A 21,208-nucleotide genomic window follows, 5' to 3' on the forward strand; every position below is an offset into this window, starting at 1 on the left:
AGCGGCACCAGCGGCCCCGGCAGAGGGCGGGGCCGCACACCTGACGGGGAAAGCCCTGAGGGCCCGGTGCCGCGCGCCCGCGCGGCCGGGGAGGGTTGATGGGCATCGCCGCAGTCGTCCTCGTCGTGCTGGCCGCGTTCGCGCACGCCGGCTGGAACTTCTTCACCAAGCGCGCCGGCTCCTCGGGCGCCGGCTTCGTGTGGCTGACCGCGACCTGCGCCACCGTGCTGTACCTGCCGGTCGCCGCGGTCGCGCTGGTCGCGACCGGGGTGCCGCCGGTGCGCACCTGGCTGCTCGGGGTGCTGGTCAGCGCGGTGATCCACCTCGGCTACTTCCTGCTGCTGCAGCGCGGCTACGCCGCCGGGGACATGTCGGTGGTCTACCCGCTGGCCAGGGGCACCGGCCCGCTGCTGGCCGTGGTGATCGCCGTGCTGGTGCTCGGCGAGCGCCCCGGGTGGCTCGGGATCTGCGGGGCCGCGCTGGTGGTCACCGGTGTGTTCGCGATCGGGCTCTCCGACGGCCTGCCGCGCGCCGGGGCGAACCTCGCCGGGATCGGGTTCGGCCTGCTCACCGGGGCCCTGATCGCCGCCTACACGCTCTGGGACGCGCACGCGGTGACCGGGCTGGCGCTGTCCCCGCTGCTGTTCGACTGGTCCAGCAACCTCGCCCGCAGCGCACTGCTGGCCCCCTACGCGATCGCGCGCAGACCCGCGCTGGCAGCGGTGTGGCGGCGGCACCGCCGGGAGATCCTCGCCGTGGGGCTGCTGTCGCCGCTCGCCTACGTCCTCGTGCTGTTCGCGATGCGGCTCGCGCCGGTGAGCCTGGTGGCTCCCGGCCGGGAGCTCAGCATCGTCATCGCCGGCGTGCTCGCCTGGCGGCTGCTCGGCGAACCGCAGCCCGCCCGCCGCCTCACCGGCGCGGCCGTGGTGCTCGCCGGCGTCGTGCTGATCGGCGCGGCGTGAGCCCCTGTTCGGGGTTGCGGCGGTGCCGGTGGCAGGTCCGCACCTGAAACGGCGGCTCCGCCGCACTCCCGAGCGCCGCCGAACGGGGCGTCGGCTCAGGCCCGCTGGTTCCGGAGGCGCACGAGGGTGAGGACGGTCTGCTCCAGGGCGTAGTCGGCGTCGGCCGCGATGCCCTTGACGCCCGCGTTGACCTCCGCGGTTGCCCGCATGGCCTGGGAGAGGGTGGTGGGAGTCCAGCCCCGGCACTGCGCCTGGGCCTTCTTGATCTTCCAGGCCGGCATGCCGAGGTCGCCCGCCAACCGGAACGGGTCGTTGCGGGCGCCCGCCGCGGCCACGCGCCCGATGGTGCGGACCGCGTCGGCCAGCGCGTCGGCGATCAGCACGTGCGGCACGCCGAGCTGGATGGCCCAGCGCAGCGCCTCCAGGGCACCCGCGCGATCACCGACCACGGCCTTCTCGGCCACCGCGAACCCGGTCACCTCGGCGCGACCCCGGTGGTAGCGGCGGACCACTTCCTCGGTGACCTTGCCGCCCCCGGTGTCGGCCACCAGCTGCGAGGCCGCCGAGGACAGCTCCCGCAGGTCCGAACCCACGGTCTCGATCAACGCCGACACCCCGCCGGAGTCGGACTTGCCGCCGGCGCGCTTGATCTCGTCGCGCACGAAGGCCTCGCGCTCGGCGGGCTTGGTGATCTTCTTGCACTCGGTGACCCGGGCGCCGAGCTTCTTCAGCGCCGCGGGCAGCTCCTTGGCGTGCTTGGCGCGGCCACCACCGCTGTGCAGCACCACGAGGGTCATGCCGTCGGCGGGCTGCTCGGCGAACTCCAGGACCGCCTCGGCGATCTCCTTGCCGGCGTCCTGAGCCGACTCGATCGCCAGCACGCGCCCCTCGGCGAACAGCGACGGGCTGAGCAGCTCGACGAGCTCCGGCGGGGTGAGTTCACTCACCTTCACCCTGCGCAGCTCGGTCTCCGGGTCCGCCGCGCGGGCAGCGCTCACCGCGGACCACATCGCGCGCTCAACCAGGAGCTCTTCGTCTCCGAGAACCAGGTGCAGCGGGTCGGCGACCACGGCCGGGGAGCTCATATCGGCATCGTCGCACGGGCGCCCGACGGTCTCGCCATCTGGATGGAACTGGCCAGATCGCTGGACGGTCCACTAGCGTGCAGTCAGCTGTTTACAACGGAATAGCTCATCCAGAGGGGCAGAGGGAACGGCCCGTTGAAGCCCCGGCAACCGCCCGGCCGAAGATTCGTGATCCGTCGCGAGGTCTCGGCCGAAATCGGTGCCAATTCCGACCCGTCCGCGGGATAGATGAGGAAAGGACCTCGCGATGACCGCTGCTGCCCAGACCGCCAAGAAGTTCGACCTCGGCAACGCCGTCGAACTGGTCTCCAAGGAAGAGGGCCACCGGCAGCCGCTGGCCCCCGAGTTCGTCTCGCTGGAAGACTTCTCGCCACTCGAGGTGGCATACGACTTCGGCAAGATCACCCGCGCGGAGATCGAGGCCGGTCCGCGTTCCATCTGGCGCTACAAGCAGCTGCTGCCGGTGCCGAGCAACGTCGACCAGATCGCCAACACCGAGCCCGGCTGTACCCGCCTGATCCAGGCCGACAACCTCGCCAAGGCGCTGGGCGTCAAGAAGATCTGGATCAAGGACGACACCGGCAACCCCACGCACTCGTTCAAGGACCGGGTGGTCGCGGTCGCGCTGGCCGCCGCCCGCGAGTTCGGCTTCAAGGTGCTGGCCTGCCCGTCTACCGGCAACCTGGCCAACGCCGTGGCCGCGGCCGCCTCGCGCGCGGGCTGGGACTCGGTCGTGCTGGTGCCCAAGACCCTCGAGCGCGCCAAGATCCTGATGAGCGCCGTCTACGACGGCTCGCTGCTGGCCGTCGACGGCAACTACGACGACGTGAACCGGCTGGCCACCGAGCTCGCCGGGGAGCACGAGGACTGGGCGTTCGTCAACGTCAACGTCCGCCCCTACTACTCCGAGGGCTCCAAGACGCTGGCCTTCGAGGTGGCCGAGCAGCTGGGCTGGCGGATCCCCGAGCAGATCGTGGTCCCGATCGCCTCCGGATCCCAGCTGACCAAGGTCTACAAGGGCTTCAACGAGCTCACCGAGGTCGGACTGGTCGACCCGAGCCCGGTGAAGATCTTCGGCGCGCAGGCCGCCGGCTGCTCGCCGGTGTCCACGGCGTTCAAGGAGGGCCACGACGTGGTCCAGCCGGTCAAGCCGGACACCATCGCCCGCTCGCTGGCCATCGGCGCGCCGGCCGACGGCCCCTACGTGCTCGACGTCGTGCGCAAGACCGGCGGCGCGATCGAGGACGTCACCGACGACGAGGTGCGCGAGGGCATCAAGCTGCTGGCCCGCACCGAGGGCATCTTCGCCGAGACCGCCGGTGGCGTCACCGTGGCCAACGCCAAGAAGCTCATCGAGGCGGGCAAGATCGACCCGGACGCCGAGACGGTCCTGCTGATCACCGGTGACGGCCTCAAGACCCTGGACGCCGTCCAGGACTCCATCGGCCCGAAGGCCGAGGTCGCCCCGACCACCGAGTCGGTGAACCAGGCCCTGGGCCTGTGAGGCGCGGTTCCCCGTTCTGATCGGCGGCCCCCGCGAGCAGCTCGCTCGCGGGGGCCGTTCGTCGGCGGACGACGGCGCACGACCGGTCAGTCGGTTTCCCGCGAGGGGTCGCCGCGCGAGCGCGGCAGCGGCCCGGAACCGGTGGCCAGCACGGCGATGTCCCCGCGCCGGTCGGTGCGCAGCACGCGAGCGCCCGCGCGGGTGAGGGCACCGACGATGACCGGGCTGGGGTGGCCGTAGTCGTTGCCCGCGCCGACGCTGATCAGCGCGATGCGCGGCCGGACCTGCGCCAGGAACCGGGGCGTGGTGTAGCGCGAGCCGTGGTGCGGCACCTTGAGTACCTCGGCGCGCAGGTCCGCGCCGCCGGCGAGCAGCCCGCCCTGCGCGGGCGGTTCGATGTCGCCGGTGAGCAGCATCCGGCCCGCCGGGGTGGTCGCGCGCAGCACCACCGACGCGTCGTTGGCGTCCTCGGCCGTCTGCGTGCCGGCCGACCCCGCTTCGGGTGCCAGCACGTCCAGCACCAGGCCCGGCCAGGTCATCCGCTGACCCGCGCGCACCGCCCGCAGCGGGGTGCCGTGCCGCCGGGCCTCGCGCACCACCTCCTCGTGGGCCCAGCGCGGTTCCCGCAGCGGGCCGAGCGCCACCGCACCGACCGGCAGCTCGTCCAGCACCGACGACAGCCCGCTGACGTGGTCGGCGTGCAGGTGGGTCAGCACGATCAGCGAGACCCGCTCGACGCCCAACCTCCGCAGGCACCCGGCCGCGCGCCGCGGATCGGGTCCGGTGTCCACCACGACCGCGTCGCCGCTCCTCCCGGTCGACAGCACCAGGGCATCGCCCTGGCCCACGTCGCAGGTCACCAGGCTCCACCCCGGCGGCGGCCAGCCCGGCAGGACCGCGCGCACCGGCACCACCACCAACGCCGTGAGCAGCACCGCGACCGCTGCCAGCACCCGGACGCGCTTGCCGCGCAGCACGACCAGCGCGATGAGCAGCAGCACGCCCAGCAGCGCTCCCCCACCGGCGCCCGAAGGCCAGGCGAAGGCCGCGCCGGGCACCGCTGCCGCCCGATCGGCCAGCAGCAGCACCCACTCCAGCTCCGGCCCGGCCAGCAGGACCAGGAGCCCGGCCGACCAGCCCGACAGCGGCGCGATGACCGTGGCCAGCACGCCCAGCACGGTCGCCGGACCGATCACCGGTGCCGCCAGCAGGTTCGCCAGCACCGCGACGAGGCTGACCTCGCCGCTGATCGCCGCGATCAGCGGTGCGGTGACCAGGTGCGCGGCCACCGGAACCGCGAGCGCCTCGGCCAAGCCGACCGGCACGCCGCGCTCGCGCAGCGCCGCGGCCCAGGCCGGTGCCAGCAGGACCAGCCCGGCGGTCGCCGCGACCGACAGCGCGAAGCCCGCGCTGGTGGCCAGCTCCGGCAGGGTCAGCAGCAGCACCAGCACGCTCGCCGACAGCACGGGCAGCGCCGAGCGCTGCCTGCCCAGCACCAGGGCGAACAGCGTGATCGCGCCCATCACCGCGGCCCGCAGCACGCTGGGCTCCGGACCGGCCAGCCCGACGAAGCCGAGCAGCGCCAACCCCGCCCCGGTCGCCGAGAGCACGGGCCCGGAGCCGAGCAGGCGCAGCAGCACCAGCGCCGCACCGCACACGATCGCCAGGTTCGCCCCGGACACCGCCAGCAGGTGCGCCAGGCCCGCGGTCTCGAAGTCCTGCCGCACCTCGGGCGAGATCCCCGCGGTGTCGCCGACGACCAAGCCGGGCAGCAGCCCGGCGGCCTCCGGTCCGAGCCGCTGCTCGGCGAGCTCCCGCAGGTCCGCGCGCAACCGCGCGGCCACCCGCTGCCAGCCGGGAGCCCGCTCGACCTCGCCGGGCGCCGCGTGGACGGGCAGCATCGCGACGGTGAGCTCACCGGCGCGCGGCGGGACCGCCTCGGCGCTGACCGTCACCCGCTGCCCGGCGATCAGGCCGCGCCAGGTCTCGGTCGGCACCAGCAGCACCACCGAGCCGCCAGCGCGCACCCGAGCTCCGCCGGTCTCGGCGGCCACCAGATCAGCGGTCACCAGCGCGCGATCCTGCGCGCGGCTCGCGCCGAAGGAGGCACCGCGCAGCGGGCGCGGGGCCGCGGTCAGCTCGACCCGCGCGGTGACCGACTCGCCGCGTTCGGCCGCCTGCCGCAACGGGTTCCGCTCCACCGCGTGCGCCCGCACCGCGGTCGCGCCGGCGGCGACGCCGACCAGCAGCACGACCACCAGCGCGGCCCGCGCGCCCGCTCGGCCGCGCATCAGGAGCAGCGGGAGCACCGCCAGGCCCGAGCCCGCCGCGACCACCGCCGCCGGGGCCCAGCCGGCGCGGATGCCGAGCAGGGTGACCAGCCAGACCGCCAGCGCCGCCGGTGCGAGCCGCAGGTCCAGCCGGGCGATCACACCCGGACCAGCTCGCGCAGCCGGGCGAGCCGCACCTCGCCGATGCCGCCGACCTCGCCGAGCTGGTCCACCGAGTCGAACCGGCCGTGCTTCTCGCGCCACCGCACGATCCGCTGCGCGGTCACCTCGCCCACCCCGGGCAGCTCGTCGAGCTGCGCCTCGCTCGCCCGGTTGAGGTCGAGCTTGCGACCAGGCCCGGCGGGCTCCGCCGCTTGGGGCTGGCGGACCTCGGGCGGCACCGGGACGGCGACGTAGAGCTGCTCCCCGTCGACGAGGCGCCGGGCCAGGTTGAGCGAGGTCAGGTCGGTACCGGGCACTGCCCCGCCGGCGGCCTCCACGGCGTCGGCGACCCGCGCGCCCTCGGGCACGCGGACCAGCCCCGGGCGCCGCACCTCCCCGACCACGCTGATCACCAGCTCGGGCGGTGGGCTCGCGCTGGTGGTCCGCTCCACCGGCGGCGGTGGTGGAAGGGGTGGCGGAGCCGCTTCGGGAGTCGGCCGGGCGGTGGCGACCAGCACGACGACGCCGAGCAGCACGACCAGGGCCACCATCGCGACGGCGAGCAGCCCGGCGCGCCCCGGGTCGACCCGGGCCCGCAGCAGCGAGTCCGGTATCCAGCGCGCGGCCAGGCGCCGCGCGCGCGAACCTCGCGCCGGGTCAGGTGGCGGGTCCACCGAGTAGTCGCGGGAGGTCCGCTCCCGCGGATCGTCCCGACCGGCTTCCCGGTGCAGGGCGCGCAGCCGGGCCTGCGGCCCGAGCTCGGCGTGCGAACCGCCATCGGTGGCGCGGAAGACCTTGCCGTCCAACATGACGACGACGTTAGCGCGATCGAAACGCCTTTCCCAGCACCACTTTTCGGCATCACGACCAAAGTGGAACCAAGATCGCGTTGATTCAGCCCGAAGGTGTGGAATCAACGCCCCGAAGGGTTTTCACGCTCGAAAACGCCACCCGTTCGGGAGAACCACGACGCCCACCGCCCCGGGCCCGATGTGCGCCCCGATGACCGCGCCGACCTCCGAGACCACGCACTGCGCGGACTCCCCCAGCTCGGCGGTGAACTTCTCCGCGAGCGCCTCGGCCCGCTCGGCCGCGGCGAGGTGGTGCACCGCGATCGCCGCCGAACCCGAACCCGCCGCGTCGAGCGAGATGTCGCGCAGCCGAGCCATCGCGCGCGTGGTGGTGCGCACCTTCTCCAGCGCGTCGATGCGCCCGTCGTGGACGTGCAGCAGCGGCTTGATCGCCAGCGCGGTGCCCAGCACCGCAGCCGCGGTCCCGATCCGGCCGCCGCGCCGCAGGTGTTCCAACGTGGGCACGGAGAACACCGTCGTGGTGCGCGCGGCGGTGACCGCGGCGGCCCGCTCCACCTCGTCCAGCCCGGAACCGCCCGCCGCCGCGTCGGCGGCGGCCAGCACCGAGAAGCCCAGCCCCATCGCCGTCGAGCGGGAGTCGACCACCCGGACCCGGTCCGGGTCGATCTCCCGCGCGGCCAGCCGGGCGGCGTCCCAGGTGCCCGACAGCTGCCGCGACAGGTGCACGGCCACCACCCCGTCGGCGCCCTCGTCGAGGGCCTGCCGGTAGGCGCGGCCCAGCTCGCGAGCCGTCGCGCTCGCGGTGGTCACCCGCTGCTTGCGCTCCAGGGCGGCGGCCAGCTCGGCCGGGGAGAACGCGGGCTCGTCGACCGGCGCTCCGCCGTCCACGCTGACGTGCAGCGGGACTGTGCGCACGTCGTACTGGGCCGCGTATCCGGGCGGCAGGTAGGCCGTGGAATCGGTCACGACTGCAATGGACACGGCGCAACCCTACGACGCCGGTCCTACTCGCCGACCCCTGCGTTGTGCGCCATCAGCCGCCAGCGCTGATCCCCGCCCCCGCGGCGCTTGAGCACGACCCAGTGGCAGTTGCGCACCCCGCCGAGGCTGGGCCACAGGTCCACCGGCAAGCCGAGCAGCTTCGCGGTCAGCGCGGTGATCAGCCCGCCGTGCGCGGTCAGCAGGGCCGTGCCGTGGTGGCGGGCGTCCAGCTCGACCACGACCTCGACGGCGCGCGCGGCGACCTCCACCCGGGACTCCCCGCCCGGTGGGGCCCAGCTCGGGTCGGCTCGCCAGGTGTTCAGCGCGCCGGGCCAACCGTGCTCGACCTCGGCACCGCTGAGCCCCTGCCACTCGCCGACGTGGGTCTCGCGCAACCGCTTGTCCAGCGCGACCTCCGTCCCGCTGATCTCGGCGTAGGTCGCCGCGGTCGTGCGGGCCCGGTTGAGGTCGGAGCTGACCGCGATCGACGGCTCGAACTCGGCGATCGCCGGAGCGGCCTGCCGGGCCTGCCGCACGCCGTTCTCGGTCAGCGCGCTGTCCAGGTGCCCCTGGATGCGCCCGGCGCGGTTGTAGTCGGTCTCCCCGTGCCGCCAGAGCACGAGCTGATCGAGGCTCACGCCTCGTCGCCCTCGGCAGACGTGCCCGCGTCGACGAACTCGATGCGCGGGCAGTCCTTCCACAGCTTCTCCAGCTGGTAGAACGAGCGCTCCTCGTCGTGCTGCACGTGCACCACGACGTCGACGAAGTCCAGCAGGACCCAGCGCCCCTCGCGGGCGCCCTCGCGCCGGACCGGCTTGGTGCCCGCCGCGCGCATCTTCTCCTCGACCGCCTCGACGATCGACTCGACCTGCCGCTCGTTGGGCGCCGAGGCGACCATGAAGCAATCGGTGATCACCAACTGCTCGGAGACGTCCATCAGCACCACATCGGTGGCCTTCTTGTCCGCCGCCGCCTGAGCGGCGACCAGGGCCAGCTGGCGGGCGTTCTCGGTGGCTGCCACTTCTTCTCCCTCTCGGCGGGGCCTCGCGCCCGCGCCGGGTAACCAGGATAAGCCGCACGCGCGCCCCCATCGACGCGCCCGGCGTGAGTCCGTTGTGCCCGAGCCTACGGGCCGCGCTCCGCCCCGCAGGAGCGGGACGCCCCGATCCCAGCCCGCCGCGCCCCGGCCCCGCGACGATCTCCGCGGGGTCGGGCGCCTCCCGGCGAGCAACCGCGCGAACCGCCGCTGAACTGCACGAACAGCTTCCGAGCGGGCCGACGATCGACCCCCGCGGAGCACCGGAAGCGCCCCGGCTCACCGCGGCATCGCGGTCACCGGCCGCCTGCGCGGGGCCGGAACGCGGACACCAGGCGCGCGACGAGCGTCACCAGGAAGATCTGCCCGACCAGGGCTTCGAAGACGGCCAGCGAACGGCCCGCCTGGGTCGCAGCCGCGAAGTCCCCGTAACCCAGCGTGGTCAGCGTCGTGAAGCTGAAGTACTGGAGCACGTCGGTGCTGGCCCGCTGGCCCCCGGCGAAGAACGGGGCGGGGTCGAGCTTGACGAGGGCGCCGTAGATCGCCGCGAACGTGAAACCGATCAGCAGGTAGGCGCTCAGCGCTCCGAAGATGGTGTTGACGGTGACCACCTCGTGGGCGAGCACGCGCCGGACGATCACCAGGACGGTCACCAGCAGCACGACGGCCATCCACGCGTTCAGCACGCCGAGGCCGAGCGAGTCCGCCCCGACCGCCACGAGCAGCGCGACCGCGGCGGTCCCGGCGAACATGACGGCGGCGATCCAGCGCGCGACCGAGCGGTGGACGTTCGACGTGCGCACCGCGAGCACCAGCGTCACGACGAACACCACCAGGCGGGAGGCGTCGCCGAGCGCGCCCGCCGGGAACACCCCCACCAGGTAGTTGACCAGCAGCAGGCCCAGCACGAGGAGGTAGCGGTCCGGGCTGCGGACCGCGGGGTTCAGCAGCTCCCCGAGCGACCGGCGACGCGGTGCACCGAATCCAGGCATCCCCACCCCCGCCGAGCGCGCTCGGGCGCAACCCTCGCGCCCGCTGCCGAGCACACAACCGAACGGCCGAGCTGCCCGCAAGCGGACGCACAGCAGACCGCGCTGGCGCACCCGCCAGCCGGTGCGCTCTTTCGTCAAGAGTCCCGCACCCGTGCCGGAGGCCCCTGATGGAGGGGTGCGCCGGTCGCGTTTCCGCTGCTAGGGGCCCCACTCGGGTTCGGTTTCGCGGTAGAGGCCGCGCTTGGAGATGTACTGCACGATGCCGTCGGGAACGAGGTACCAGACCGGCAGACCAGCGCGGACGCGGTCGCGGCAGCCGGTCGAGGAGATCGCCATCGCCGGGATCTCCACCAGCGAGACCGAGCCGTCCGGCAGGTGGGCGCTGTCGAGCGAGTACCCGGGCCGGGTGACGCCGATGAAGTGCGCCAGCTCGAACATCTCCTCCACCCGGTGCCAGGACAGGATCTGCTCCAGCGCGTCGGCGCCGGTGATGAAGTACAGGTCCGCGTCCGGGTACTCGGAGTGCAGGTCGTTGAGCGTGTCCGCGGTGTAGGTGGGTCCCTTGCGGTCCACGTCGACCCGGCTGGTCAGGAACCGCGGGTTGGAGGCGGTGGCGATGACCGTCATCAGGTAGCGGTCCTCGGCGGGGCTGACCGCTTCGTGGCTCTTCTGCCAGGGCTGGCCGGTGGGCACGAACACGACCTGCTCCAGGCCGAACTGCGCCTGCACCTCGCTGGCTGCGACCAGGTGCCCGTGGTGAATGGGATCGAAGGTGCCACCCATGACCCCGATCCGACGGCGAGACATAGCCATCAAGCCTAGTGAAACGGGCCCGACTGCCCGATCGGCGGGGCACCTGGAGGTGTCCGGGGACACGGAGGACGCGCGGACCCCGACGATAGGCCCCCTCCTCCTCACGTCGAGGTCCGCGCGCTGATCTCGGGGCCGACCCAAGCTCCCCCTCGAGCCGGCCCCGAGACCCTGCGCGACCCTCCGGCGGCTGGGGGCCCACCGTCAGGTCGCGGGCGCTGCCGTGTTCCAGGCGCGCACCGGTGGGACCCACCGGTGCCGGACCTATGACGCGAAGCGGCGGAGTGACGCCGGTCACTCCTCCGGGGCGACCACCTTCCCGGACTCGACGTCCCTGACCAGGATCGCCTCCACCGGGCAGGACTCGGCGGCGTCGACCAGGTCGTCCGAGGGCTCCACCCGGTCCTTCTTGGCCTGCGAGTACCCGTCGACCAGCTCGAAGTGGTCCGGCGCCACGCCCGCGCACATGCCCGATCCGATGCAGGTTTGGTCATCGACCGCGATCGACCAGCTCATGGGAACCTTCCTCCTACGGCGAATATGAGCGAGATCACTTGCTCTGCCACGAGAGTGACATGCGCAGCGGTCCGCGCACGAGCATTCCCGTCTTCCAGTCGATGTCGCGATCCGGGGAGCTGGCGAAGTCCAGGCCGGGCAACCGGGTCAGCAGGGCGCGCAGGGCGACCTGGAGCTCCATCCGGGCCAGCTGGGCACCGAGGCAGTGGTGCGGTCCGTGCCCGAAGCCGACGTGCGAGGCCTCGTCGCGGGCGAGGTCGAGCTCGTCGGGGTTGGCGTAGACCGACTCGTCGCGGTTGGCCGAGGCCACGCTGACCAGCACCGGCTCCCCCGCTCGCACGAGCACGTCGCCGAGCCGCACGTCCTCGGTGGCGTAGCGCGGGAACCCGGCGCCCACGCCCAGCGGCACGAAGCGCATCAGCTCCTCGACCGCGCTCGGCACCAGGTCCAGGTCGGCGCGCAGCCGCGCCAGCTGCTCGGGATGGGTCAGCAGCACGTAGGTGAAGTTCGGGATCTGGCTCGCGGTCGTCTCGTGACCGGCGACCAGGATCCCGGCCGCGAGCTGGACCATCTCCTGCTCGGAGAGCTTGTCCTCGTCGTCGCGCGCGGCGATCAGCGCGGTGATCAGGTCGTCCGCGGGCTCGCTGCGGCGCTGCTCGATCAACCCGCCCATGTAGACCCACATCCGGTCCATGTAGTCGCCGACCTGCTCGGGGGTGAGCTTGGTCGTGGACAGGAAGGCGTCGGACCACACGCGGAAGTCCCCGCGGTCCTCGAAGGGCACGCCGAGCAGCTCGCAGATCACCGTGATCGGCAGCGGCAGCGCGAAGTCCTCGACCAGGTCGGCGGGCGGCCCCTGGGCGATCATCTCGTCGACGAGGTCGTCGGCGATCCGCTGGGTGCGCTCGCGCAGCTTCTCCACGCGGCGAGCGGTGAAGGCCTTGGCGACCAGGCGCCGCAGCCGGGTGTGGTCCGGCGGGTCCAGGGACAGCAGACCGCCGGGCATCGACCCGCGGGCGCGCAGCCGCGGCTCGTCGCGGTCGACGGCCATCGCGCGGGAGAACCGCGGGTCGCCGAGCACGACCTTGGCGTCCTCGTAGCGGGTGGCCAGCCAGGCCTCCTCGCCGAAGGGGAGCTTGATCCGCGACAGCGGTTCCCGCTCGCGCAGCTGGGCGTAGAAGGGGTCGAGGTCGAGCGCTTCGGGTCGGTTGAACGGATAGGTCCGCGGCTCTGTGGTGGTCATGCGCAGCTCCCGGTGCACCTCTGATGTAAGCACTCGCTTACATCAACACCGTACGCCGCCGCGAAGCGGAGCGCATTCCTCCGCTACTGATCGTCCGGAAGATCCCCTCCGGGCAGCAACGCCGAAGTCGCACGAGTGACGTATCGGGTGATGCGCTCCGGATCCGCCTCCGCCAGCGGGCTCTTGCCCAGCACCGAGCGGACCATGCCGATGCCGAACACCCACGCAAGCACCAGGTCCGCGCGCAGCTCGGCGTCCTCGGCGCCGGAGAGCTCGGCGAGCCGCGCGGTGTAGCGGGCGCCGAGCTCGTCGCGCAGCAGCTCGGCGGCGCGCTCGTCGCTCCACGAGCGCAGCATCGCCACGATCGGGTGCTCGCCGTTGTGCTCCTCTGCCGTCAGCAACCCCTCCAGCAGCCTGCGGGGCAGCTCCTCGGCGGGCAGCTCGGCGAGCAACCGCGTGCTGCGCCCCGCCAGCACCGCGGCGAACAGCTCCGACTTCGAGCCGAAGTAGCGGAACAGAAGGGCCTGGTTGACCCCGGCCCGCGCCGCGACGTCGCGCACCGTGGTCGCGCTGAAGCCGCGCTCGGCGAACAGCTCCGAGGCGGCCTGCAGCAGCGCTTCCTTGGTGGCGGCCGAGTCCTTCCTGCGGCGCGGCGCCCCGGTCACATCAGCTCCCGGTCGGGCGCACGTGGCCGTCGCCGTAGGCGATCCACTTGGTGGAGGTCAGCTCCGGCAGCGCCATCGGCCCGCGGGCGTGCAGCTTCTGGGTCGAGATGCCGATCTCGGCACCCATCCCGAACTCGCCCCCGTCGGTGAAGGCGGTGCTGGCGTTGACCATCACCGCCGCCGCGTCCACCTGGGCGGTGAACCGCTGGGTCGCGCGGTAGTCCGCGCTCACGATGGCCTCGGTGTGCGCCGAGGAGTGCTCGCGGATGTGCTCGACCGCGTCGTCCAGCGAGTCGACCACCTTCGCAGCGATGTCCAGCGACAGGTACTCGGCGTCCCAGTCCTCCTCGGTGGCCGGCACCACGTCCTCGCCGCCGGTCGCCCGCACCCGCTCGTCGCCGTGCACGGTGACCCCGGCCTCGGCGAGCGCGGCGAGCGCGCGCGGCAGGAACTCGTCGGCGATCTCGGAGTGCACCAGGAAGGTCTCGGCCGAGTTGCACACGCTCGGGCGACGCGCCTTGGAGTTGACCAGGACCTCCAGCGCGGTGTCCTGATCGGCGGCGCGGTCGACGTAGACGTGGCAGTTGCCCACGCCGGTCTCGATCGCCGGCACCGTGGCGTTCTCCACGACCGCCTGGATCAGCCCCGCCCCACCGCGCGGGATGACCACGTCGACCAGCCCGCGCGCGGTGATCAGGTGCTGCACCGAGGCGCGGTCCTCGCTGGGCAGCAGCTGCACCGCGTCCAGCGGCAGGTCGAACTCGGCGAGCACGTCGCGCAGGATCCGCACCTCGGCGTCGTTGGAGCGAGCCGCCGAGGAGGAACCGCGCAGCAGCGCGCTGTTGCCGGACTTCAGCGCCAGCCCGGCGGCGTCCACCGTCACGTTCGGGCGGCCCTCGTAGACCATGCCGACCACGCCCAGCGGCACCCGCACCTGGCGCAGCTGCAGGCCGTTGGGCAGCACCTGGCCGCGCAGCACCTCGCCCACCGGGTCGGGCAGGCCGGCGACGGTGCGCAGCCCGTCGGCCATCGACTCGATGCGCCCGGTGTTGAGGGTCAGCCGGTCGATGAGCGCCTCGGAGAGGCCGGACTCGCGGCCCGCGGCGATGTCGCGCTCGTTGGCCTCCAGGACCTCCGGCGCGCGCCGCACGAGCGCGTCGGCCATGGCGTGCAGGAGGCGGTCCTTGGTGCCGCGGTTGAGCAGCGCGAGCTCGGCGGCGGCGCGCTTGCTTCGCCGCGCCGCGTCGCGGACGTGTTCGCGCAGGTCGTCGCGGGGTTCCTGGGCGGTGCTGGGGGTCTGGGTGACGGTCACGCGCCCCAGCGTAATCCGTTCGGCGCAGCGCCCCGAACCCGATTTCCCGACACGCGGGACGGCCCCCGCCCCGACCGCCGAGCGGACGTCCGGTAGGAACGGGCGCGTGGATGAGGACGCCCTGCGGGAATTGGCCGAGGAACGACTCCAAGCGCTGGCCGGGCCGGAGGCCCGGTTGCGCGAGGACCAGTGGGCGGCGATCCGCGCCCTGGTGCTCGAACGGCGGCGCGCGCTGGTCGTGCAGCGCACCGGTTGGGGCAAGTCCGCGGTGTACTTCGTGGCCACCGCGCTGCTGCGCGAGCTCGGCGAGGGCCCGACGGTGATCGTCTCGCCGCTGCTGGCGCTGATGCGCAACCAGGTGGCCGCGGCCGCCGGCGCCGAGGTGCACGCAGCGACGATCAACTCCGGCAACCCCGAGGAGTGGGAGGACATCGAGGAGCGCGTCGCCGCGGGCGAGGTCGACGTGCTGCTGGTGAGCCCGGAGCGGCTGAACAACCCCGACTTCCGGGACACCGTCCTGCCCGAGCTCACCCAGAGCGCGGGGCTGCTGGTGGTCGACGAGGCGCACTGCATCTCCGACTGGGGCCACGACTTCCGCCCCGACTACCGCAGGTTGCGCACGCTGCTGACCGAGCTTCCCGAGGGCGTGCCGGTGCTGGCCACCACGGCCACGGCCAACGACCGGGTGGTCGCCGACGTCTCCGACCAGCTGGGCGTGGGCGGGGAGTTCACCGATCCGCAGGAGACGCTGGTCCTGCGCGGCACCCTGGACCGGGAGAGCCTGCGGCTGGGCGTGATCGAGCTGCCCACCGCGCAGGCCAGGATGGGCTGGCTGGCCGCCAACCTCGACCAGCTGGCCGGGTCCGGCATCATCTACACCCTCACCGTGGCCGCCGCCGACGAGGTCAGCTCCTACCTGCGCGAGCGCGGCCACGAGGTGGCCTCCTACACCGGCCGCACAGATCCCGCCGAGCGCGAGCAGGCCGAGTCCGACCTGCTGAACAACCGGGTCAAGGCGCTGGTGGCGACCTCCGCGCTGGGCATGGGCTTCGACAAGCCCGACCTGGGCTTCGTGGTGCACCTGGGCGCGCCCTCCTCGCCGATCGCCTACTACCAGCAGATCGGGCGAGCGGGCCGCGGCGTGCGGCGCGCCGAGGTCCTGCTGCTGCCCGGGCGCGAGGACCGCGACATCTGGGCCTACTTCGCCTCGATGGCCTTCCCGCCCGAGAGCATCGTGCGCGCGGTGCTCGACGCGCTGCAGCAGAACGGCAAGCTGTCCACCGCGGCGCTGGAGCCGCACGTGGAGCTGGGCCGGTCCCGGCTGGAGATGGTGCTCAAGGTCCTCGACGTCGACGGGGCAGTGCGGCGGGTCAAGGGCGGCTGGGAGCCGACCGGCGAACCCTGGCACTACGACGCCGAGCGCTACCAGCGCATCGAGGCCGAGCGCCGCGCGGAGCAGCAGGCGATGATCGACTACATCGGCACCGGCAGCTGCCGGATGGAGTTCCTGCGCCGGCAGCTCGACGACCCGCATGCCGAGCCGTGCGGCCGCTGCGACAACTGCACCGGCGAGGGCCGCTCCGCCGAGGTCGACCAGGAGGCGGTGCAGCAGGCCCAGGAGCGGTTGCAGCGGCCGGGCGTGGAGCTCGCTCCGCGCAAGATGTGGCCCAGCGGGATGTCCGCGCTGGGCGTCGAGGTCTCCGGCAAGCTGGCCGCCGAGGAGCAGATCGCCACCGGTCGCGCGGTCGGCAGGCTCACCGACATCGGCTGGGGGAACCGGCTGCGCGAGGTGCTGGCCACCGGGGCACCGGACCAGGAGGTGCCGGAGGACCTGTTCCAGGCGGCGGTCAAGGTGCTGGCCGCGTGGGACTGGGAGCAGCGCCCGGTCGGCGTGGTCGCCCTCGGCGCGCGGACCCGGCCGAAGCTGGTGCGCAGCCTGGCCGAGCGCATCGCGAGCATCGGCAGGCTGCCGCTGCTCGGCGAGGTGGCGACCAACCCGAACACCGCGCCGCAGCACGCCACCAACAGCGCGCAGCGCGTGGCCGCGCTGTGGCGGCAGTTCAAGGTCCCCGAGGACCTAGCGTCCCGGCTGTCCGGATTGGACGGACCGGTGCTGCTGATGGACGACTACGCCGACACCGGCTGGACGGCCAGCATCGCCGGCCGCCTGCTGCGCCGGGCCGGAGCCCCGGCGGTCCTCCCCTTCACCCTCGCGACGACGAGCTGAGCGCGTAGCAGTTTGGCCTGAAACCGCACGCCCTTGGGGCGTGCGGTTTCAGGCCAAACTGCTAGCGGCCGCTCGAGCGCGCTTGATCCGGAAGGGTGGGTTTTCAACTTTCCTTCCGGATCTTCCGGATGTCCGGACGGGGGCCTAAGGTGTGCGCACCGCCGACGTCCGGAGGTTTCGATGGTCACGGACCCGCCGCAGACCGACGAGCACCGACTCCCCGCCCGAACGCTGGTCGCCGCGAGCATCGGCAACGCGATCGAGTGGTACGACTGGACGATCTACACCGCGTTCAGCGTGTACTTCGCCTCGGCGTTCTTCCCGGGAGAGTTCGCCCTGATCAACACCCTGGCGACGTTCGCGCTCGCGTTCTTCTTCCGCCCGCTCGGCGGCTGGGTCCTCGGGCGGTTCGCCGACCTGCACGGGCGGAAGACCTCGATGCTGCTGACCATCACGCTGATGGCCGGTGGTTCGCTGATCATCGGACTCCTGCCGGGCTACGAGTCGATCGGCTGGTTCGCCCCGATCCTGCTGGTGCTCGCGCGGATCGGGCAGGGCATGTCGCTGGGCGGCGAGGTCTCCAACGCCTCGGCCTACCTCGCCGAGATCGCCCCGCCCGCGCGGCGCGGCCGGTACTCCTCGTTCTTCTACATCTCCACCGGTTCGGCCGTGCTCATCGGCTCGGTGCTCGGCTTCGCGCTCAGCTCCGCGATGGGCGAGGAGCAGCTGAGCTCCTACGGCTGGCGGATCCCGTTCATCATCGGCGGTCTGCTCGGCCTGCTGGGCATGTGGTTGCGCACCACGCTCTCGGAGACCGAGCAGTTCGAGGAAAACAAGGCCAAGGCCGAGCAGCTGAAGAACCCGCTGCTGATGACCCTGCGGCACCACCCCAAGGCCGTCGGGCAGCTCGTGGGGTTCACCATGCTCTCCACGCTGTGCTACTACACCTTCTTCAGCGCGCTGACCCCGTTCGCGGTCAAGACCCGGGGCGCCGACGCCACCGACGTGTTCCTGGCGCTGTCGATCGCGACCGCGCTGTTCGTCGCGCTGCAGTACCCGCTGGGCGTGGTCTCCGACCGCTACGGCCGCAAGCCGCAGCTGCTGCTGTGGTCCGGGGCGACCGCGATCCTGGTGGTCCCGCTGTCGGCGCTGGTGCGGCCCGGGCTGGGCAACCTGCTGGTGGTCTTCGTCGTCGGGCTGGGGCTGTACTCGGCGATGACCTCGATCGCGCCGGCGATCATGTCCGAGCTCTTCCCCACCGAGCTGCGCGGCCTGGGCATCGGCGCCTGGTACAACCTCACCGTGGCCGTCTTCGGCGGCACGGCACCGCTGGTCATCCAGGGCTTCGCCGAGCTGGGCCTGGCCGACGTCTACTTCTGGTACGTGGCCGTCGGCGCGGCCATCGCGTTCTTCGTCATCCGCACCCTGCCCGAGACCAGGGCCGCCGAGCTGCGCTGACGACGCGCAGTTCCGCCGGACACCGCGCGCGGACCGCGCCGGTTCCGCCCGCGCGGTCGCCGGCAGGGCTGCGAGCTCACTTGAGGGCGACGAGGTCGTCGGCGTGGACGACCTCCCGGCGCTGCTCGGCGGGCAGCTCGTGGCTGGTGCGGCCGATGATCTCGGGCAGCTCCTCGGCGTCGTAGGCCACCACGCCGCGCGCCACCACCTTGCCCGCGGGGTCGAGCAGCTCGACGACGTCGCCGCCGTCGAAAGCACCCTCGGTGGCGGTGATGCCCGCGGCGAGCAGCGAGCGGCGGCGCTTGACGACCGCGGTGACCGCTCCCTCGTCCAGCCACAGCCTGCCGCTGGCGTCGGCGGCGTGGGCGAGCCAGAAGCGGCGGGCCGACAGCCGGGCGCCGGTGGCGGCGAACGCGGTGCCCACGTCGGCGGGCCCGAGCGCCCGATCGGCGTTGTCCGACGAGGTCAGCAGCACCGGGATGCCGGAGGTGCAGGCGACTTTCGCGGCGGCGACCTTGGAAGCCATGCCCCCGGTCCCCAGCCCGGACGAACCGGTGCTGCCCGCGTCCACGCCCACCATGTCCGCGGCGCCGTTCACCTCGCTGATCACCTTGGCACCACCGCGCCGCGGGTCGCCGTCGTAGAGGGCGTCCACATCGGACAGCAGGACCAGGGCGTCGGCGCCGACCAGGTGCGAGACCAGCGCGGCCAGCCGGTCGTTGTCGCCGAAGCGGATCTCCGAGGTGGCGACGGTGTCGTTCTCGTTGACCATCGGCACCACGCCGAGCCCGAGCAGCCGGTTCATGGTGCGCTGCGCGTTGCGGTAGTTGCCGCGCCGCACCACGTCGTCGGCGGTGAGCAGCACCTGCCCGACCTTGATGTCGAAGCGGGCGAACGAGGACGCGTAGGCGTGCGCGAGGGTGAGCTGGCCGACGCTGGCCGCGGCCTGCTGGGTCGCCAGGTCCTTGGGCCTGCGGCGCAGGCCCATCGGCGCGATGCCCGCCGCGATCGCGCCCGAGGAGACCAGCACCACCTGGCCGCCCGCGGCGACCCGCTTGGCGACCGTGTCCACCAGCGCGGTGAGCCGCCCCGCGTCCAGCCCGCCCTCGGCGGTCGTCAGCGACGAGGAGCCGATCTTGACCACGATCCGCTGCGCGGCGGCGACGGCCCGCCGGGTGGCCGAGACCGTCACCGGTCGTCCTCCTCGTCGTCCTCCGCGTCCCCGACGTGGCGGCCGAACTCGTCGAGCGAGGTGCGGCGGTCCCTCTTGGCCTGCTTGCGCTCGTGCGCCCGGACGCGATCGTCCTCCTCCAGGCGCATGTCCTCGCCGCGGCGACCCATGACGCTGGCCATCCCGGCCGGCGTCGAGGGCTCCCAGTCGAAGGTCATGTCGCCGATGGTGACCTGGCTGCCCGGCTCGGCACCGCGCCGCGCCAGCGCGTCCTCCACGCCCAGCTTGGCCAGCCGGTCGGCCAGGAAGCCCACCGCCTCGCTGTTGTTGAAGTCGGTCTGGCGCACCCAGCGCTCGGGCTTGGTGCCGCGCACGACGAACGCGTCGTCGAGCTCCGGGTCCTCCTCGACGGTGAACCCGCCGTCGTCGACCGCGGTCGGGCGCACCACGACGCGGGCGGGTTCCGGCTCGGGCAGCGTCTCGCGGTAGGCCTCGACCTCGCGAGCCATGGCGAAGCTGAGCTCGCGCAAGCCCTCGCGGGAAGCGGTGGAGACCTCGAAGACCGGCCAGCCGCGCTCGTCCATGTCGGCGCGCACCAGCTCGGCGAGCTCGCGAGCCTCCGGCACGTCGACCTTGTTCAGCACCACGATGCGCGGGCGGGAGGCCAGGTCCGGGCCGCCGACCTCGGCGGCCAGCGCCGGTGTGTACTCGGCGAGCTCGGCCTCCAGGGCGTCCACGTCCGAGATCGGGTCGCGGTCGGGCTCCAGCGTCGCGCAGTCGACGACGTGCACCAGCACCGCGCAGCGCTCGATGTGCCGCAGGAAGTCCAGGCCGAGACCGCGGCCCTGGCTGGCCCCCGGGATCAGCCCGGGCACGTCGGCGACGGTGAAGACCGTCTCACCGGCGGTGACCACGCCCAGGTTGGGCATCAGCGTGGTGAACGGGTAGTCGGCGATCTTGGGCTTGGCCGCCGAGAGCACCGAGATCAGCGAGGACTTGCCCGCGGACGGGAAGCCGAGCAGGCCGACGTCGGCGACCGACTTGAGCTCCAGGACCAGCTCCAGCTGGTCGCCCGGCTCGCCGAGCAGCGCGAAACCGGGAGCCCGGCGCGCCTTGGAGGCCAGCGCGGCGTTGCCCAGCCCGCCGCGGCCGCCCGCGGCGGCGACGAACGTGGTGCCCGCGCCCACCATGTCGGCCAGCACCTCGCCGTCCGTGCTGAGCACCACGGTGCCGTCCGGCACCGGCAGGACCAGGTCCTCGCCCTGGGCGCCGTTGCGGTGGTTGCCCTCGCCGCGCTTGCCGTTCTCGGCGCGGGCGTTGGGGCGGTAGTGGAAGTCCAGCAGGGTGTGCACCCCGGGGTCGACGACCAGGCGGACGTCACCGCCGCGACCGCCGTTGCCGCCGTTCGGGCCGCCCAGCGGCTTGAACTTCTCCCGGTGCACCGATGCGACCCCGTTACCCCCGTCACCAGCGGCGACGGAGATGGTCACGCGGTCAACGAACCGCGACACGAATGCCTCCAGGAAGATCGAGCCGGGCCGGGCCCGGCGCGCGGTGTCTGGGGTCGGTTGCAGCAGCGCGGCGGACGCCGCGCTTCCCCAGGGTTGGCGGTTCCGCCGGAGATCGCACGCGCTGGTCGGCGAAACCGCTGCGAACAGCACGAAGCGAGGGGCGGCCGGCCGTACCGGTTGTCCGCCCCTCGCTTCGGGAAGTGTTCGCTGCCGAGAGCCGGATCAGGCCTCGACCGGCGTCACGCTGACGGCCTTGCGACCGCGGTAACGACCGAACTCGACGGTGCCGGCCTCCAGCGCGAAGAGAGTGTCGTCCTTGCCCCGGCCGACGTTCAGGCCCGGGTGGAACTTGGTGCCACGCTGGCGGATCAGGATCTCGCCGGCATTGACAACCTGGCCGCCGAAGCGCTTCACCCCGAGGTACTTGGGGTTCGAGTCGCGGCCGTTCCGAGAGCTGGATGCGCCCTTCTTGTGTGCCATGACTACTCAGG

Annotated in this window: 19 protein-coding genes and 1 riboswitch; of the genes, 4 read left to right on the top strand and 15 right to left on the bottom strand. The window is 73.0% G+C overall.

All coding sequences use genetic code 11. The features are described 5' to 3' along the window. Window positions 1-98 precede the first annotated feature (98 nt). Window positions 99-962 carry an EamA family transporter gene (locus tag ACFQRI_RS12330; protein ID WP_380667834.1) on the top strand — a complete coding sequence of 288 codons (864 nt, stop codon included), beginning with the start codon at window positions 99-101 and terminating at the stop codon, window positions 960-962. Window positions 963-1,057: 95 nt separating this feature from the next. On the opposite strand, the gene holA is transcribed toward ACFQRI_RS12330, so the two are convergent. Further along, entirely contained in the window at window positions 1,058-2,047 is a 990-nt protein-coding gene (holA, locus tag ACFQRI_RS12335) for a DNA polymerase III subunit delta (RefSeq protein WP_380667836.1), read from the bottom strand. Between the two features lie 103 nt (window positions 2,048-2,150). Further along, window positions 2,151-2,282: riboswitch (SAM riboswitch) on the top strand. Window positions 2,283-2,294: 12 nt separating this feature from the next. Between holA and thrC the strand changes: the two genes are divergently transcribed. Then, window positions 2,295-3,551, top strand: a complete 1,257-nt coding sequence (gene thrC / locus ACFQRI_RS12340) for a threonine synthase (RefSeq protein ID WP_380667838.1) — start codon at window positions 2,295-2,297, stop codon at window positions 3,549-3,551. 86 nt (window positions 3,552-3,637) lie between these two features. Here the strand turns inward: thrC and ACFQRI_RS12345 are convergent, their stop codons facing one another. The 11 genes from ACFQRI_RS12345 to ACFQRI_RS12395 form a co-directional block, all read right to left on the bottom strand. Beyond that, window positions 3,638-5,983, bottom strand: coding sequence for a DNA internalization-related competence protein ComEC/Rec2 (locus tag ACFQRI_RS12345; protein WP_380667840.1), 2,346 nt, complete (start codon window positions 5,981-5,983; stop codon window positions 3,638-3,640). Beyond that, complete coding sequence (locus ACFQRI_RS12350) at window positions 5,980-6,792, bottom strand: ComEA family DNA-binding protein (protein WP_380667842.1); 813 nt, start codon at window positions 6,790-6,792, stop codon at window positions 5,980-5,982. The genes ACFQRI_RS12345 and ACFQRI_RS12350 overlap by 4 nt, the downstream gene beginning before the upstream one ends. A 123-nt stretch (window positions 6,793-6,915) precedes the next feature. Next, the gene (locus tag ACFQRI_RS12355) at window positions 6,916-7,776 is read right to left on the bottom strand and encodes a DegV family protein (RefSeq protein WP_380667844.1); all 861 of its coding nucleotides are present in this window, start codon (window positions 7,774-7,776) and stop codon (window positions 6,916-6,918) included. Between the two features lie 23 nt (window positions 7,777-7,799). Continuing rightward, a complete protein-coding gene (locus ACFQRI_RS12360) occupies window positions 7,800-8,414 on the bottom strand; it encodes a histidine phosphatase family protein (protein WP_380667846.1) in 615 nt (204 codons plus the stop codon). Next, the gene (gene rsfS, locus ACFQRI_RS12365) at window positions 8,411-8,797 is read right to left on the bottom strand and encodes a ribosome silencing factor (RefSeq protein ID WP_380667848.1); all 387 of its coding nucleotides are present in this window, start codon (window positions 8,795-8,797) and stop codon (window positions 8,411-8,413) included. The genes ACFQRI_RS12360 and rsfS overlap by 4 nt, the downstream gene beginning before the upstream one ends. Window positions 8,798-9,108: 311 nt before the next feature. Beyond that, on the bottom strand, window positions 9,109-9,804 hold the full coding sequence (locus ACFQRI_RS12370; RefSeq protein WP_380667850.1) for a potassium channel family protein: 696 nt from the start codon (window positions 9,802-9,804) through the stop codon (window positions 9,109-9,111). A gap of 198 nt (window positions 9,805-10,002) precedes the next feature. Further along, on the bottom strand, window positions 10,003-10,611 hold the full coding sequence (gene nadD, locus ACFQRI_RS12375) for a nicotinate-nucleotide adenylyltransferase (protein ID WP_380667852.1): 609 nt from the start codon (window positions 10,609-10,611) through the stop codon (window positions 10,003-10,005). A 297-nt stretch (window positions 10,612-10,908) separates the two neighbouring features. Continuing rightward, window positions 10,909-11,130, bottom strand: a complete 222-nt coding sequence (locus ACFQRI_RS12380) for a ferredoxin (protein ID WP_380667854.1) — start codon at window positions 11,128-11,130, stop codon at window positions 10,909-10,911. A gap of 34 nt (window positions 11,131-11,164) precedes the next feature. After that, the gene (locus ACFQRI_RS12385; protein WP_380667856.1) at window positions 11,165-12,373 is read right to left on the bottom strand and encodes a cytochrome P450; all 1,209 of its coding nucleotides are present in this window, start codon (window positions 12,371-12,373) and stop codon (window positions 11,165-11,167) included. 83 nt (window positions 12,374-12,456) lie between these two features. After that, a complete protein-coding gene (locus ACFQRI_RS12390; protein WP_380667858.1) occupies window positions 12,457-13,038 on the bottom strand; it encodes a TetR/AcrR family transcriptional regulator in 582 nt (193 codons plus the stop codon). Between the two features lies 1 nt (window position 13,039). Next, a complete protein-coding gene (locus ACFQRI_RS12395; RefSeq protein WP_380667860.1) occupies window positions 13,040-14,350 on the bottom strand; it encodes a glutamate-5-semialdehyde dehydrogenase in 1,311 nt (436 codons plus the stop codon). Window positions 14,351-14,456: 106 nt separating this feature from the next. Between ACFQRI_RS12395 and ACFQRI_RS12400 the strand changes: the two genes are divergently transcribed. Next, a complete protein-coding gene (locus ACFQRI_RS12400) occupies window positions 14,457-16,577 on the top strand; it encodes a RecQ family ATP-dependent DNA helicase (protein WP_380667862.1) in 2,121 nt (706 codons plus the stop codon). A 180-nt stretch (window positions 16,578-16,757) separates the two neighbouring features. Beyond that, a complete protein-coding gene (locus tag ACFQRI_RS12405; RefSeq protein WP_380667864.1) occupies window positions 16,758-18,035 on the top strand; it encodes an MFS transporter in 1,278 nt (425 codons plus the stop codon). A gap of 76 nt (window positions 18,036-18,111) precedes the next feature. On the opposite strand, the gene proB is transcribed toward ACFQRI_RS12405, so the two are convergent. From proB to rpmA, 3 genes are all read right to left on the bottom strand, one after another. Then, window positions 18,112-19,227: a glutamate 5-kinase gene (gene proB / locus ACFQRI_RS12410; protein ID WP_380667866.1), complete on the bottom strand. Its 1,116-nt coding sequence runs from the start codon at window positions 19,225-19,227 to the stop codon at window positions 18,112-18,114. Further along, window positions 19,224-20,717 carry a GTPase ObgE gene (gene obgE / locus ACFQRI_RS12415; protein ID WP_380667868.1) on the bottom strand — a complete coding sequence of 498 codons (1,494 nt, stop codon included), beginning with the start codon at window positions 20,715-20,717 and terminating at the stop codon, window positions 19,224-19,226. The genes proB and obgE overlap by 4 nt, the downstream gene beginning before the upstream one ends. A 222-nt stretch (window positions 20,718-20,939) precedes the next feature. Continuing rightward, window positions 20,940-21,197 carry a 50S ribosomal protein L27 gene (rpmA, locus tag ACFQRI_RS12420; protein ID WP_380667870.1) on the bottom strand — a complete coding sequence of 86 codons (258 nt, stop codon included), beginning with the start codon at window positions 21,195-21,197 and terminating at the stop codon, window positions 20,940-20,942. Window positions 21,198-21,208: the final 11 nt, after the last annotated feature.

This window comes from Saccharopolyspora griseoalba, from assembly GCF_042665275.1.
In the GTDB taxonomy this organism is placed as follows: Bacteria; Actinomycetota; Actinomycetes; order Mycobacteriales; family Pseudonocardiaceae; genus Saccharopolyspora; species Saccharopolyspora griseoalba.